This is a genomic window from Streptomyces sp. NPDC002669, from assembly GCF_042889165.1.
GTDB lineage: Bacteria > Actinomycetota > Actinomycetes > Streptomycetales > Streptomycetaceae > Streptomyces.
Window position 1 is genome coordinate 409,481 of sequence record NZ_JBIAQQ010000003.1, and the last position, 13,676, is coordinate 423,156.

Below are 13,676 nucleotides of genomic sequence, written 5' to 3' on the forward strand. Positions count from 1 at the left end.
TGCGCGGCAGGTGGGGCGGGTGACTCGGGACAGACCCGGCCCAGTTACACCTTCGCTCACCGCCGGGGGCGCGGACCTCGGCCCCAGGGTCGCTTTCTCACGCCCCGCATACCGCAGGTGGAGTACACCGAATCTCCACCCGTTACTCCACCCTGGGGCGCACCAGTCCCGATTCGTAGGCGATTACCACCAATTGCGCCCGGTCCCTGGCGCCCAGTTTCGCCATCGCCCTGTTCACATGGGTCTTGACCGTGAGCGGGCTGACGACGAGCCGCTCGGCGATCTCGTCGTTGGAGTGGCCGCCCGCGACCAGGACGAGCACCTCGCGCTCGCGGCCGGTGAGTGCGGCGAGCCGTTGCGAGTACTCCGCGGCGCTCGGTCCCTCGCCGTCCGAACTGCCGCCCTGGGCGAGGAAGGTGGCGATCAGGCCCTTGGTCGCGGCCGGTGAGAGCAGTGCCTCGCCGGCCGCTGCGATCCGGATGGCGTTGAGGAGTTCCTCGGGTTCCGCCCCCTTGCCGAGGAAGCCGGACGCCCCGGCCCGCAGCGACTGCACCACGTACTCGTCCACCTCGAAGGTGGTGAGCATGACGACCCGTACGTCCGACAGTTCCGGGTCGGCGCTGATCATGCGGGTCGCGGTGAGGCCGTCCGTGCCGGGCATCCGGATGTCCATCAGCACCACGTCGGCCCGGGTGGAACGGGCGAGTTCCACGGCCTGCGCGCCGTCCGCCGCCTCGCCGACCACCTCCATGTCGGCCTCCGAGTCGACCAGCACCCGGAACGCGCTGCGCAGCAGCGCCTGGTCGTCGACGAGCAGCACCTTGATGGGCGGTGTCATGCGTTCTCCCCCGTCCGGCCCGCCGCGTCCGGTTTATCGGACTCCTCCTCGCGGGCCTTGACGGGCAGGATCGCATGCACCCGGAATCCGCCGCCGTAGCGGGGCCCGGCGGTGAGCGTGCCGCCGAGCGCGGTGACGCGTTCGCGCATCCCGAGCAGGCCGTGGCCGCCTCCCCCGCCGCCGGGCCGGCCGTGGCCGTCGCCCCCGTCCGGCACGCTCGCGGCGCAGCAGCCCCCGTCGCCCACTCCGTTGTCGATCACGGTGATCTCGGCGGTGGGCCCGACCCGTACGACGCTCACCTCGGCCCTCGCCCCGGGGCCGGCGTGCTTGCGGACGTTGGTCAGCGCCTCCTGGATGACCCGGTACGCGGCGAGGTCGACGGCGGCGGGCAGCGGGGGGCGCCGGTCGGTGCAGGCCACCTCGACGGGGAGCCCGGCCCGGCGGACGGTGTCCACCAGGTCGTCCAGGACCGCGAGGCCGGGGGCCGGTTCGGTGGGCGCCGCGGGGTCGCCGGACTGGCGCAGCAGTCCGACCGTGGCCCGCAGCTCGTCGAGCGCGGAGCGGCTGGCCTCCCGGACGTGGGCCAGCGCTTCCTTGGCCTGGTCGGGGCGCTTGTCCATGACGTGGGCGGCCACTCCGGCCTGGACGTTGACCAGGGCGATGTGGTGGGCGACGACGTCGTGCAGGTCGCGGGCGATCCGCAGCCGTTCCTCGGCGACCCTGCGCCGGGCCTCCTCGTCGCGGGTGCGTTCGGCCCGTTCGGCCCGTTCCCTGATCGCGTCGACGAACGCCCGCCTGGAGCGGACGGCGTCCCCGGCCGCCCCGGCCATGCCGGTCCAGGCGAAGACGCCGAAGTTCTCCTGGCTGTACCAGGGCGCCGCGCCGAAGAACATCGCGGCGGCCGTCAGCGCCGCCATCGTCAGCAGCCCGACCCGCCAGGTGGTGGGCCGGTCGGTGCGGGCGGCGACGGTGTACAGCGCGATGACGGTGCAGGCCACCACGGGGGCGGGCGGGTCGGACCGCATCAGCTCGACGACCGTCAGCCCGGCGGTGGCCGCGAGCACCGCCATGGGGCGGCGGCGCCGCCAGATGAGCGCGACGGCTCCCAGCACCATCAGGAGCACGCTGCCCGCCCCGGGCCTGCGGGTGGCGAAGACGGCCCCGTCCGGTGCGCCGGGGTGGACGAAGGACCCGATGATCATGGCCACGAGCACGGCCAGGGCGAGCGCTGCGTCCAGCGCGAGGGGATGGCCGCGCAGCCAGTTCCGGACGCGCAGGACCCCGGTTCCGAGGGTGGTCACGTCAAGCTACGTTACGGCGTGTCGCGCGGGGATCGGGCCGGAAGCCGCACACGGGGCCCCGGGGCGGGGAACAGGCGCCCGGGGCCGGCCGGAAGCCGTGCGCGGGGCCGGCCCGGACACACCCGTGCCCCGGGTCCGGCGGACCGGATCCGGGGCACGGTTGCCGTGCGGGCGCGTGCTGGAGGCGCCGCGGGTCAGCCGGGGATCAGTCCGTCGTCCCGGAGCATGGCGCGCACCTCTTCGAGGGTCGCGTCGGACGACGGCAGAATCAGCTCGGACGGCTCCAGGGAGTCGTCCGGCAGGGACGTGCCGAGCTCGCGCACCCTGGCCAGGAGCGCGTGGAGCGTGGAGCGGAAGCCCGGGCCGTCCCCGCGCTCCATCTCGGCGAGCAGCTCGTCATCGAGCTCGTCGAGCTCGGCGAGATGGTTGTCGGCCAGAGCGACCTGGCCCTCCCCCATGATCCGTACGATCATGACGCTGCCTCAACTCTTGTCGAACCGGTGCGGGGACTGCGACGACTGCCGCTGGGCGGCGTCCTGCGGGCCGCCCTCGATCGCCTGCTGCGGCGTGGAGCCGCCGGCCAGCTCGGCCTTCATGCGCTGGAGCTCCAGCTCCACGTCCGTGCCGCCGGAGATCCGGTCCAGCTCGGCGGCGATGTCGTCCTTCGCCGTACCGGTCGGGTCGTCCAGGGCACCGGAGGCGAGCAGTTCGTCGATCGCGCCGGCGCGCGCCTGCATCTGCTGGGTCTTGTCCTCGGCCCGCTGGATCGCCAGGCCGACGTCGCCCATCTCCTCGGAGATCCCGGAGAACGCCTCGCCGATCCGGGTCTGCGCCTGGGCGGCGGTGTAAGTGGCCTTGATGGTCTCCTTCTTGGTGCGGAAGGCGTCGACCTTGGCCTGCAGCCGCTGGGCCGCGAGGGTGAGCTTCTCCTCCTCGCCCTGCAGCGTGGAGTGCTGCGTCTCCAGGTCGGTGACCTGCTGCTGGAGCGCGGCGCGCCGGGACAGCGCCTCGCGGGCCAGGTCCTCGCGGCCGAGCGCGAGCGCCTTGCGGCCCTGGTCCTCCAGCTTGGCCGACTGTCCCTGCAGCTGGTTCAGCTGCAGCTCCAGCCGCTTGCGCGAAGTCGCCACGTCGGCGACCCCGCGACGCACCTTCTGCAGCAGTTCGAGCTGCTTCTGGTACGAGTAATCGAGGGTCTCGCGCGGATCCTCGGCCCGGTCAAGGGCCTTGTTTGCCTTCGCGCGGAAGATCATTCCCATACGCTTCATGACACCGCTCATGGGCTTCGCGCGCCCCCTTCTGACGGACTGAGCTCCAGCACTCCAACAGAACCCACAGTACGGGCCCTGCCTCTATTACCGCACTGTTCGAGCACGGATGTGCTCCTCCCCAAGGACGACTGCGCCCGGTCGCCGCTCCGGCCCAGGGAGTAGGCGGAGGTCGGGGAGAACCGGTACGTCCGCATCCTGCCGAACACGCGGGTACACCAGCCAGGACGCGGGCCGTTGCCGGATCGTTCCCGACCGGCCTGGGGTCATCGCGATCGAACCCGTACCCTTGGACCTTGTGTTCCGTAGCCGTTCGAAGGAAGAGAAGGCGCCCACCGACAAGGTGACGGCGGACCTCTCCAAGCAGCCCCGCGACCCGCAGGCTCCCAAGGGTCGCCCCACCCCCAAGCGCAGCGAGGCCCAGTCGCAGCGCCGTCGCGCCTCCAGTGGCGCGCCGCTCGACCGCAAGGAGGCAGCGAAGAGGCAGCGCGAAGCACGCCGGGCGGACCTGGCCAGGCAGCGCGAGGCGCTCGCCAGTGGTGACGAACGCTATCTGCCGGTACGCGACAAGGGCCCGGTGCGGCGCTTCGTCCGCGACTACGTGGACTCGCGTTTCTGCGTCGCGGAGTTCTTCCTTCCGCTCGCCGTGATCATCCTGATCCTGAGCGTGATCCAGGTCCGGAACATCCAGAACATCTCGCTGTTGCTCTGGCTCTTCGTGATCGTGCTGATCGTTCTCGACTCGATCGGTCTCTCGATCCGCCTGCGGAAGCAGCTCAAGGAGCGCTTCCCCGACACCCCCAAGCGCGGCGCGGTCGCCTACGGCCTGATGCGCACGCTCCAGATGCGTCGCCTGCGACTGCCCAAGCCGCAGGTCAAGCGTGGAGAGCGGCCCTGAGTGCGCCCGTCTCCGGCTCGGCCGGCGGTCCGTCCGCCGGCCTGCCCGACGATGCCGCCCCGGCCGTCACCGGCTTCTCCGGAGCCTCCCCGGTGTGGCTGAAGGAGCTGGGCGGTCTGCGCAACACCGTCCGCCAGGAGCTGGTCGCCCGGCAGCTGGACGAGCAGATCGCGGCCCGCTTCCCGGTCGGGCAGCGGCTGCGGGTGCTCGATGTCGGCATGGGACAGGGCACCCAGGCGCTGCGCCTGGCCAGGGCGGGGCACACGGTGACCGGCCTGGAGTCCGACGCCGAGATGCTGCGGGTGGCCAGGGAGGCGCTCGGCAGCGAACCGGCGGGCATCCGTGAGCGGGTCCGGCTGATCGAGGGCGACGGCCTGGACACCGGGGTGCACTTCCTGCCGGGCAGCTTCGACGTGGTGCTCTGCCACGGCGTGCTGATGTACGTCCGGGAGCCGGACGCGATGCTGGCCGGCCTGGCCCGGATGCTGGCCCCGGGCGGGCTGCTGTCGCTGCTCGTGCGGAACGCGGACGCGCTGGCGATGCGCCCCGGGACCGCCGGGGACTGGGAGGCGACGCTGGCCGCCTTCGAGAGCGACACGTACACCAACCGGCTGGGCGTCACCGTACGGGCCGACCGGCTGGACGCCCTGACGTCCACCCTCGCCGGGATCGCGGCGCCCCTGCACGCCTGGTACGGGGTGCGCGTCTTCACGGACAACGTGAGCAACGACGTGGAGCTCCCCGCCGCCGCGGAACTGGAGCGGGTGCTCGCCGCCGAGGACCGCGCCGGGCGCACGGACCCGTACCGCCGGGTGGCCGCGCTGCTGCACCTGTGCGGCGTACGGGGCTGACCGCCCGCCGCACCCGGCCGGGCGGCCCGGGCCGCCCGGCCGCCCGCCCTGGCCGGCCGAACCCAACAGGCCGCCCCGAGCACCAAAAGCGACAATCCAGGCATGGACGCTTTCCATTCCCGCAGCCGTGCCCGGCGGCTCCTGCCGCTCCTGACCGCAGGCGTCTGCGCCGCCGTCCTGGTGAGCGGCTGCACGGACACGGCCTCCGGTTCACCGGAGGCCGAACCCAGCAGGCCGGCCTCCGCGTCCCGGACCGCCGGCGACCTGCAGAACGACTACCAGACCGTGATCAAGAACGTGCTGCCCTCGGTCGTGCAGATCGACGCCACCGGGAGCCTGGGCTCGGGGGTCGTCTACGACTCCAAGGGCCACATCGTCACCAACGCCCACGTGGTCGGCAACGAGAAGACCTTCAAGGTCACCGTCGCCACGGGCGAGAAGGTGCAGCGCGCCTCGCTGGTGTCCACCTACCCCGATCAGGACCTGGCCGTCATCAAGCTCGACAGCGTGCCGGACGGGCTGAAGCCCGCGAAGTTCGGCGACTCGGAGAAGGTCGAGGTCGGGCAGATCGTGCTGGCGATGGGTTCGCCGCTGGGGCTGTCCTCCAGCGTCACCCAGGGCATCGTCTCGGCGGTCGGCCGGACCGTCAGCGAGAGCCGCGCGGGCGGCGGCACCGGCGCGACGATCGCGAACATGGTGCAGACCTCGGCGGCGATCAACCCGGGCAACAGCGGCGGCGCGCTGGTCAACCTGGACAGCGAGGTGATCGGCATCCCGACCCTGGCGGCGGTGGACCCGGAGCTGGGCGACAGCGCGGCGCCGGGCATCGGGTTCGCGATCCCGGTGTCGATGGTGCGGACGGTCGCCGACCAGATCATCAAGAGCGGCCGGGTCACCGACTCGGGCCGGGCGGCCCTGAACATCACCGGGCGCACGGTCGTCGACGAGAACTACCAGCCGGCCGGGGTGGCGCTGGTCAGCGTGCCGAAGGGCGGCGCCGCCGAGAAGGCGGGACTGCGGGCCGGCGACATCGTCACCGGCATCGACGGCACACCGGTCACCACGATCACGTCACTGTCGGAGGCGCTCGCCTCGGACAAGCCGGGCCAGAAGGTCACGGTGACGTACCTGCGCGACGGGGCGGAGAAGACCGCGAAGGTCACGCTGGGCGAGATCTAGGACGGGTCCCGGAAGCGCGGCGTCGCCCGCCCGGAGGGCGTTCCCGGCCGGACGGGGCGTGCGGCACACGCACCGGGGCCCGCTCGTCCGGATCCGTGCCGGACGGGCCGGAAACGGCCGTGCGGGCCCTCGGCGGGCCCGCACGATCGTTTCCCCGCGCCGGAGCGGGATCAGCCCTGGTCGCCCTGGAGGCTCATGGGGCCGTAGATCTTCGTCGAGTCCTCGAAGAGCGTCACCTGCTCCGCCCCGCCGTCGAGGAGTTCCTTCCAGTACTCGCCGATCCAGGACTCCGCGTCGCCCTGGGTCGTGAATTCCTCCGGCTGCAGCGCCGGCTCCGTCTCCGTACCGTCGGACTTCTCGAACCGCCACGTCCACGCCATGTCCGCCTCCTGGGTCGCGTTGCTGTCCGCAGCCTAGTACCCCTCCCGGCAACCCCTGCCCCGCGGCGCCGCCCCGCACGCACGCTCCCGCCGGACGGAGCCGCCCGGTCGCGGCGCCGGGGCCCGTGCCCGGCACGGGGCAGCGCCCGTACCCGCCCGTAGTGTCCCAAGTCGCGCACTCGCCGCGCGGACGCGGGAGGATCGAGGGCGTGGAACTGACTCTCCTCGGCACCGGAGCCCCCGACGGGCTGCCGCGGCCCGAATGCCCCTGCGCCGTCTGCGCCGTCGCCCGCGGGGCGCGCTCGCGGGCCGCCACCGCGCTGCTGATCGACGACGCGCTGCTGCTCGACCTCACTCCGGGGGCCGTGTTCGCCGCGGCCCGTGCGGGGCGCTCGCTGAGCGGGGTACGGCAGGTACTGCTCACCCATCCGCACGACGGACCCGCCGTGGAGCTGCCCCCCGGGCTGCCCCCGGCGGGGCGGGTGCCGGACGGCCGGGTGCTGACGCTGATCCGCGGCCACCGGGTGCGGGCGGTGCCCATGGACGCCCCGGGCACCGGGTACGAGGTCACGGCGCCGGAGGGGACGCGGCTGCTCTACCTGCCGCCGGGGGCCGCGCCCGCCGGGCTCGCGGACCCGGTGGCGGAGCCGTACGACCTGGTGGTCGGCGACGTGACCGGGCGGCCGGACGCGGTGGCGCGACTGCGGGCCGTCGGGGCGATCGGCCCGGCCACCGAGATCGTCGCCGTCCACCTGGACCACGACGCGCCGCCCGGGGCCGAGCTGGACCGGCGGCTCGCGGCGGCCGGCGCGCGGGCCGTGCCGGACGGGACCACGCTGAGGGTGGGCGAGTACCGCGCGGGACCGGTGGTACCGCGGCGCACCCTGGTGACGGGCGGGGCCAGGTCGGGCAAGTCGGTGGAGGCCGAGCGCCGTCTGGAGACGTTCCCCGAGGTGGTGTACGTGGCGACCGGCGGGGGCCGGGAGGGGGACGCCGAGTGGGCGGCCCGGGTCGGCCTGCACCGGGAGCGCAGGCCGGCCGCCTGGCGCACCGAGGAGACCTGCGAGCTGGTGGAGCTGCTGGAGTCGGACGGGCCGCCGCTGCTGATCGACTGCCTGTCGCTGTGGCTGACGGACGCGATGGACCGGGTCGGCGCCTGGGACGACGCGGCGTGGCGGGACGGCGGCGAGGACGCCCTGCGGAAGCGGACCGCCGCCCTGGTCGACGCGGTGCGCGGAACGCGGCGCACGGTCGTCGCCGTCACCAACGAGACGGGCTCGGGCGTGGTGCCCGCGACGGCCGCCGGGCGGCGTTTCCGGGACGAGCTGGGCCGGCTGAACGCCGCGTTCGCCGACGAGTGCGAACAGGTGCTGCTGGTGGTGGCCGGCCAGGCCCTGACCCTGCGGGGCTGACCGGGGGCCCGGGCGGGGCGGAACGTACGGACGTACGGGTATGCGGGGTCGTGTGCCGTACGCGCCGGGCGGCCCCGGCCGGGCGGGCGGCGTTCCGGCCGGGCGCCGAAAACGCGGCGGGTACTGTTCCGCAGTGAGCCCGCCGCCGGGCTCACCGGCCCACTCGACGCATCGACCCGCGAGGCAGACCCCCGTGAATCTGGACGACTTCTCCGACCTGATCGAACGCCCCGACGGCGGCGTACGGCGCGACGCCGAGGAACGCCGGGAGCGCATGGTCGTTCCCGTCGGCGCCCTCGGCCGCCTGGACGAGCTGGGCGAATGGCTCTCGGCCGCGCAGCAGGCCGTACCGGTCAGGGCGATCGAGCAGCCGCGCGTGGTCCTGTTCGCCGGTGACCACAAGGTGGCCGAGCTGGACGTCTCCGGGCGCGCGGCCGGCAGCGCGCACGAGCTGGTGCGGGCCACGCTGGACGGCACGACACCGCTGGCCGTGCTGGCCCGGCAGTTCTCCGTACCGGTGCGGATCGTCGACGCCGGGCTGGACTGCGATCCGGAGCTGCTGCCCGAGTCGGTGGTGCGCCACCGGGTGCGGCGCGGCACCGGCCGGATCGACATCGAGGACGCGCTGACGGCCGAGGAGGCCGAGCGGGCGGTGCGGCTCGGCATCGCGATCGCCGACGAGGAGGCCGACTCCGGCACCGACCTGGTGGTGCTCGGCGATCTGAGCGTGGGCGGCACGACGGCCGCGTCCACGCTGATCGCGGCGCTGTGCGGCACGGACGCCTCGGTGGTCACCGGGCGCGGCGGAGCGGGCATCGACGACCTGGCGTGGATGCGCAAGTGCGCGGCGATCCGGGACGCGCTGCGGCGGGCCCGGCCGGTCCTGGGCGACCAGCTGGAGCTGCTGGCCGCGGTGGGCGGGGCCGACCTCGCGGCGATGACCGGTTTCCTGCTCCAGTGCGCGGTGCGCCGGCTGCCGGTGATCCTGGACGGGGTGGTCTCCTCGGCCTGTGCGCTGGTGGGGCAGCGGGCCGCCTTCCGGGCCCCGGACTGGTGGCTGGCGGGCCAGGCGAGCGGTGAGCCGGCGCAGAGCAAGGCGCTGGACCGGATGGCGCTCAACCCCCTGCTGGACCACGGCGTCATCGTGGGGGAAGGAAGCGGGGCATTGCTCGCACTTCCGCTCGTCCGGGCCGCTGCCGCGCTGGCGGCGGAGCTGCCCGAGCGCGAGCCGGGCACCGACGACGAGGACGGTGCCGACGAGGGGGCCGAAGCGGGCGCCGCGTACGACGAAGCGACCTGAGCGCCCGGCGGGCGCCGAGCCCGCGGACCGACGGTGCCGCGGCCGGGGAACACCGGCCGCAGCACGACCCCATGCGATGCGATGCCCCATATGATCGCTTTTCATGGGAGAGGTCCATATGGCCACCGAGGACTCCGAGCGGACCGCCGCCCGGCCTCCGAGCACCGTCCGGTCGCGACGCGGCGCCGCGTTCGCCATCTGGTACCTGCGGGTCGTCTCGTTCGTCAATTTCCTGAGCGCCGTCTGGGTCACCCTCGGCAACGACCTGCGCCGCCACAACACCGCGAACTACTTCACCCCGTACCTGCTCACGGCGGGCTTCTCCTCGGGCGTGGTCGCGCTCTTCCTGGCGGTCACCATGCGCCGGCGCAAGCGGGCCGCGTGGATCGTGAACCTGGTGGTGAGCGGTCTGCTGCTGCTCCTGTTCGCCCTGGTGATCATGTTCCCGGAGGTCCGGCAGTACCCGCAGAACTGGATCTCGCTGGCGCTGACCGCCGCCTTCGTCGGGGCGCTGCTCGTCGGCCGGCGCGAGTTCTACGCGAAGGGCGACCGGTCCAACCCGAAGCTGGCGGCCCTCGTCGCGATCGGCGGGCTGCTGATCACCTCGCTGCTCGCCGCGGGGCTGGTCGCCCTCACCAACACCGCGCACGACGAGTACCGGGCGACCTTCCTGGACCGGTGGCGCTACGGCGCCCTGCGGCTGGTCTCGGTCGCCGACAACGACGCCGCCTTCCCCGGGATCACCACGCCCGGCTGGGTCGACGTCACCATCAACATCCTCTCCACGCTGCTGCTGATCGCCGTCGTCTACGCGGCGTTCCGCTCCCGCCGGGCGGTCGACCCGATCACCCCCGAGGACGAGTCCCGGCTGCGGGCCCTGCTCGACCGGCACGGCGAGCGCGACTCGCTGGGCTACTTCGCGCTGCGCCGGGAGAAGAGCGTCATCTGGTCGCCCACCGGGAAGGCCGCCGTCATGTACCGGGTGGTGGGCGGGGTCTCGCTCGCCTCCGGCGATCCCATCGGCGACCCCGAGGCGTGGCCGGGGGCGATCGGGCCGTGGCTGGCCGAGGCCCGTGAGCACGGCTGGGTCCCGGCGGTGATGGGGGTGAGCGAGGAGGGCGGCACCGTCTACGCCCGGCACGGCCTGGACGCCCTGGAGCTGGGCGACGAGGCGATCGTGGAGACCGCCGACTTCACCCTGGAGGGGCGGGCGATGCGCACCGTGCGCCAGGCGTACAACCGGGTGCGGCGCGCCGGGTACGAGGTGACCGTCCGCCGCCACGCCGACATCCCCGAGGAGGAGATGGCCGAGCTGGTGCGCCGGGCCGACGACTGGCGCGACGGGGCGACCGAGCGCGGCTTCTCGATGGCGCTGGGCCGGCTCGGCGACCCGGCCGACGGGCGGTGCGTGATGCTGGAGTGCCGGGACGCCCCGGCCGCCGAGGGCGGCGCCCGGGGCGAGCTGCGGGCCGTGCTGAGCTTCGTCCCGTGGGGGCCGAACGGCCTCTCGCTGGACCTGATGCGCCGTGACCGGGACTCCGAGAACGGGCTGATGGAGTTCATGGTCATCGAGCTCCTCCAGCGGGCGCAGGAGATCGGGATCACCCAGGTCTCACTGAACTTCGCGATGTTCCGGTCGGTCTTCGAGAGGGGTTCGCGACTCGGCGCGGGACCGGTGCTGCGGCTGTGGCGTTCCCTGCTCAGCTTCTTCTCGCGCTGGTGGCAGATCGAGTCGTTGTACCGCGCCAACGCCAAGTACCGACCGATCTGGGAGCCGCGCTTCATGCTGTTCGAGAAGAGCTCCGACCTGCTGCGCATCGGCGTGGCGGCCGGGCGCGCCGAGGGGTTCCTGGAGGCGCCCGGCCTGCCCAAGTGGCTGCACCGCTCGCATCTCGGGACGCGTGGATGAGAACCGGGGGCCGGCTGCGCGCCGCGGCCCGCCGCGAGTGGGGCCCGCTCCTGGCCACGGTGCGCGCCGGGTTCGGCGCCGCCGGGGCGCGGGCGGTCCCGTTGGCGCTCGCCGCGGTCTGCCTGACGGCGCTGCTCCATGTGGTGCAGCGCCGTTCGTGGGGCTTCGGCGCGGTGCACGCCCTCGGGACGGTGCGGGCCGAGGACCCGCTGTGGGCGGCCCTGCTGCGCACCCCGCTGTCGCTGTTCGTGCCGGCGCCGGACCTGCCGGTGTGGGGTGCGCTGGCGCAGATCCTGGTGGTGTTCGGCATCGCCGAGATCTGTCTGGGCCGGTGGCGCACCCTGCTGATCGCGTACCTGGCGACGCTGGCCGGGACGCTGTACGCCCGGATCGGTGTCGCGCTCGGCCCGGACGGGCCGTTCGGGCTGCCCGCCTCCGACGCCCGGGTCGTCGACACCGGGCCCTCGGCGGCGGTGGTCGGCCTGGCCGTGTACCTCTGCTGGACGTACCGGGCCCGGTTCACCGGCTGTCTGGTGGTCGCGGCGATGGTGGCCGAGGTGTTCGTCAAGGACAACCTGGCGGGCAAGGAGCATCTGGCGGCGATCGCCGCGGTGCTCGTGCTGTGCGTCCGTACGACCGTCCGGGCCCGGCGGCGCCGGGGTCAGGGCCCGCGTCCGGGGAGCGGCGTCCGGTCCGGCGCGCCGCCGATCAGGTCCTGAAACCTGCGGCGGGGGCCCGCCCAGCGCACGTCGTGGTGGTAGGCGCGCAGCAGCGCGCGGGCGCGGGCGCGGTGGCGGTTCCGGTAGAAGCGCCTCGCCCACATGGAGGTCGGCCGAGCCAGCCGGAGCGCCCCCACCAGTGCGACGAACGGGACGAGGGTGCCGATGACCGCGAGCCGCGCCTTGCCCTTGAAGAGGGCGATCAGCACGAAGCCGAAGTTGACGAGCATGGTCAGGATCACGCCGAGCCGGTCCTGCTGCTCGTCGCCGCTCAGCTCGTTCACGCCCAGCGGCGAGAATCCGGCCAGGACCAGCAGGACCAGTGCGGTGGTGAGGACCACGGCCTCCACGCTCTTGCGCCCCTCCTCGGTCCAGTAGACGTCGTCGAGGTAGAGGATCAGGGCGAATTCGTCCAGCACCAGTCCCGCGCCCATGCCGAAGACCACCGCGCAGATTCCCGCCCCGAGGCCCTGGCGTCCGGCGGCGACCGCGCCGAACCCGCCGATCACGCTCAGCACCACTCCGGGGACGACGTGGTGGATGTGCATCCCGCCGGGCGTGATGTTGCGGAACGGGCCCTTCCCGGCCCGGATCATCCGGGTGACGACCCGGGTGACGGCGAAGGTGAGCACGAAGGCGGTCAGGGCGAGCAGCAGGGGCAGCTTCCCCGGCTCGACGATGTTCCGTTCGAACCAGTGACCCATGCCACCCACTCCTGATATGCCGTGTCTGCGGCGTCTTGTCCCGTCATGGGCAATCTATCGGCCGACGGCAGGGATTAGCCTGCGCGCCGTGACTTCCCTGAACAGCCACGGCGTGCGTTTCGCCTTCGGCACCCTGACGGTGCTTCCCGTCCGCGTCACCCGCTGGGACCGCGGGGCCGCCCGTGCCGGAATGCTGTGCGCGCCGCTCGCCGGTCTCGTCGTGGGGCTCGCCGCCGCGCTGCCCGGCGTCCTGGCGCTGCTGCTCGGCGCGGGCCCGCTGCTCGCCGCGGTCGTCTCGGCCGCGGTGCCCGCGGTGCTGACCCGGGGGCTGCATCTGGACGGTCTGGCGGACACCGCGGACGGCCTGGGCAGCGGCAAGCCGGCGGACGACGCCCTGCGGATCATGAAGCAGTCGGACATCGGGCCGTTCGGGGTGATCACCCTGCTGTTCGTGCTGCTGGCCCAGGTCGCGGCCCTGTACGAGCTGTACGGGCGGGGCTGGGCATACGGCGCGGCGGCGGCGGTCACGGCGGCGGTCGTGGCCCGGCTGGCGCTCACCCTGGCGTCCCGCCGGGGCGTGCCGCCGGCCCGCCCGGAGGGGCTGGGCGCGGCGGTGGCGTCCACGGTGCCGGTGGGGGGCGCGGTGGCGGTGGGGGCGGTGGTGGTCGCGGGCTGCGCGGGGGCCGGGGCGCTCCTCGGCGGGTACGGGGCGCCGCACCACGCGCTGGCCGCGCTGGCCGCGCCCGGTGCCGCCGAGCTCCTGCTCCGGCACTGCGTGCGACGCTTCGGCGGGGTGACCGGCGATGTCTTCGGCGCCCTGGCCGAGACCGCGGCGACGGCGGCCCTGGTGGTCCTGGCGCTCGGCTGAGCCCACCGGGCGGGACCGGCCGGGGCCGGCCGCCCGGGCGGCCGGGATCGCC

General features: G+C 73.9%; 14 protein-coding genes. 8 read left to right on the forward strand and 6 right to left on the reverse strand.

The features are described 5' to 3' along the window. Positions 1-142: 142 nt before the first annotated feature. The 4 genes from ACFYW1_RS06675 to ACFYW1_RS06690 all read right to left on the reverse strand — a co-directional run bounded on the left by ACFYW1_RS06675 (position 143) and on the right by ACFYW1_RS06690 (position 3,404). Positions 143-838, reverse strand: a complete 696-nt coding sequence (locus tag ACFYW1_RS06675) for a response regulator (protein ID WP_388987989.1) — start codon at positions 836-838, stop codon at positions 143-145. Continuing rightward, positions 835-2,139, reverse strand: coding sequence for a sensor histidine kinase (locus tag ACFYW1_RS06680; RefSeq protein WP_388987992.1), 1,305 nt, complete (start codon positions 2,137-2,139; stop codon positions 835-837). Before ACFYW1_RS06680 ends, ACFYW1_RS06675 begins: the two co-directional genes overlap by 4 nt. Positions 2,140-2,333: 194 nt before the next feature. Then, a complete protein-coding gene (locus ACFYW1_RS06685; RefSeq protein ID WP_388987995.1) occupies positions 2,334-2,612 on the reverse strand; it encodes a hypothetical protein in 279 nt (92 codons plus the stop codon). 9 nt (positions 2,613-2,621) lie between these two features. Next, positions 2,622-3,404, reverse strand: coding sequence for a PspA/IM30 family protein (locus ACFYW1_RS06690; RefSeq protein WP_148834558.1), 783 nt, complete (start codon positions 3,402-3,404; stop codon positions 2,622-2,624). Between the two features lie 298 nt (positions 3,405-3,702). On the opposite strand from ACFYW1_RS06690, the gene ACFYW1_RS06695 reads away from it, so the two are divergent. From ACFYW1_RS06695 to ACFYW1_RS06705, 3 genes are all read left to right on the forward strand, one after another. Next, on the forward strand, positions 3,703-4,302 hold the full coding sequence (locus ACFYW1_RS06695; protein ID WP_388987998.1) for a DUF3043 domain-containing protein: 600 nt from the start codon (positions 3,703-3,705) through the stop codon (positions 4,300-4,302). A gap of 116 nt (positions 4,303-4,418) precedes the next feature. Further along, a complete protein-coding gene (locus ACFYW1_RS06700) occupies positions 4,419-5,153 on the forward strand; it encodes a class I SAM-dependent methyltransferase (RefSeq protein WP_388988178.1) in 735 nt (244 codons plus the stop codon). Between the two features lie 102 nt (positions 5,154-5,255). Next, on the forward strand, positions 5,256-6,332 hold the full coding sequence (locus ACFYW1_RS06705; protein ID WP_388988001.1) for a S1C family serine protease: 1,077 nt from the start codon (positions 5,256-5,258) through the stop codon (positions 6,330-6,332). Positions 6,333-6,502: 170 nt separating this feature from the next. On the opposite strand, the gene ACFYW1_RS06710 is transcribed toward ACFYW1_RS06705, so the two are convergent. Further along, positions 6,503-6,712, reverse strand: coding sequence for a hypothetical protein (locus ACFYW1_RS06710; RefSeq protein ID WP_148834564.1), 210 nt, complete (start codon positions 6,710-6,712; stop codon positions 6,503-6,505). A gap of 209 nt (positions 6,713-6,921) precedes the next feature. Here ACFYW1_RS06710 and ACFYW1_RS06715 point away from each other — a divergent pair, with 209 nt between their 5' ends. From ACFYW1_RS06715 to ACFYW1_RS06730, 4 genes are all read left to right on the forward strand, one after another. Further along, positions 6,922-8,124 carry a bifunctional adenosylcobinamide kinase/adenosylcobinamide-phosphate guanylyltransferase gene (locus ACFYW1_RS06715; protein ID WP_388988005.1) on the forward strand — a complete coding sequence of 401 codons (1,203 nt, stop codon included), beginning with the start codon at positions 6,922-6,924 and terminating at the stop codon, positions 8,122-8,124. 193 nt (positions 8,125-8,317) lie between these two features. Continuing rightward, positions 8,318-9,424 carry a nicotinate-nucleotide--dimethylbenzimidazole phosphoribosyltransferase gene (gene cobT / locus ACFYW1_RS06720; protein WP_388988008.1) on the forward strand — a complete coding sequence of 369 codons (1,107 nt, stop codon included), beginning with the start codon at positions 8,318-8,320 and terminating at the stop codon, positions 9,422-9,424. A gap of 103 nt (positions 9,425-9,527) precedes the next feature. Next, complete coding sequence (locus ACFYW1_RS06725; protein ID WP_388988012.1) at positions 9,528-11,333, forward strand: phosphatidylglycerol lysyltransferase domain-containing protein; 1,806 nt, start codon at positions 9,528-9,530, stop codon at positions 11,331-11,333. Further along, positions 11,330-12,052: a hypothetical protein gene (locus tag ACFYW1_RS06730; protein ID WP_388988016.1), complete on the forward strand. Its 723-nt coding sequence runs from the start codon at positions 11,330-11,332 to the stop codon at positions 12,050-12,052. The genes ACFYW1_RS06725 and ACFYW1_RS06730 overlap by 4 nt, the downstream gene beginning before the upstream one ends. Here ACFYW1_RS06730 and ACFYW1_RS06735 read toward each other — a convergent pair. Beyond that, complete coding sequence (locus tag ACFYW1_RS06735) at positions 11,995-12,756, reverse strand: hypothetical protein (RefSeq protein WP_388988019.1); 762 nt, start codon at positions 12,754-12,756, stop codon at positions 11,995-11,997. The two genes, ACFYW1_RS06730 and ACFYW1_RS06735, sit on opposite strands and share 58 nt — an antisense overlap. A gap of 88 nt (positions 12,757-12,844) precedes the next feature. On the opposite strand from ACFYW1_RS06735, the gene ACFYW1_RS06740 reads away from it, so the two are divergent. Next, positions 12,845-13,624 (forward strand): adenosylcobinamide-GDP ribazoletransferase, encoded by a 780-nt coding sequence (locus ACFYW1_RS06740; RefSeq protein WP_388988022.1) that lies wholly within the window; start codon positions 12,845-12,847, stop codon positions 13,622-13,624. Positions 13,625-13,676 lie beyond the last annotated feature (52 nt).

Excerpts from the sequence above, each read along its gene's own strand:
- ACFYW1_RS06735 (WP_388988019.1), bottom strand. The coding sequence starts at position 12,756 with ATGGGTCACTGGTTCGAACGGAACATCGTCGAGCCGGGGAAGCTGCCC.
- ACFYW1_RS06710 (WP_148834564.1), bottom strand. The coding sequence starts at position 6,712 with ATGGCGTGGACGTGGCGGTTCGAGAAGTCCGACGGTACGGAGACGGAG.
- ACFYW1_RS06690 (WP_148834558.1), bottom strand. The coding sequence starts at position 3,404 with ATGAAGCGTATGGGAATGATCTTCCGCGCGAAGGCAAACAAGGCCCTT.
- ACFYW1_RS06685 (WP_388987995.1), bottom strand. The coding sequence starts at position 2,612 with ATGATCGTACGGATCATGGGGGAGGGCCAGGTCGCTCTGGCCGACAAC.
- ACFYW1_RS06730 (WP_388988016.1), top strand. The coding sequence starts at position 11,330 with ATGAGAACCGGGGGCCGGCTGCGCGCCGCGGCCCGCCGCGAGTGGGGC.
- ACFYW1_RS06675 (WP_388987989.1), bottom strand. The coding sequence starts at position 838 with ATGACACCGCCCATCAAGGTGCTGCTCGTCGACGACCAGGCGCTGCTG.
- ACFYW1_RS06725 (WP_388988012.1), top strand. The coding sequence starts at position 9,528 with ATGGGAGAGGTCCATATGGCCACCGAGGACTCCGAGCGGACCGCCGCC.
- ACFYW1_RS06705 (WP_388988001.1), top strand. The coding sequence starts at position 5,256 with ATGGACGCTTTCCATTCCCGCAGCCGTGCCCGGCGGCTCCTGCCGCTC.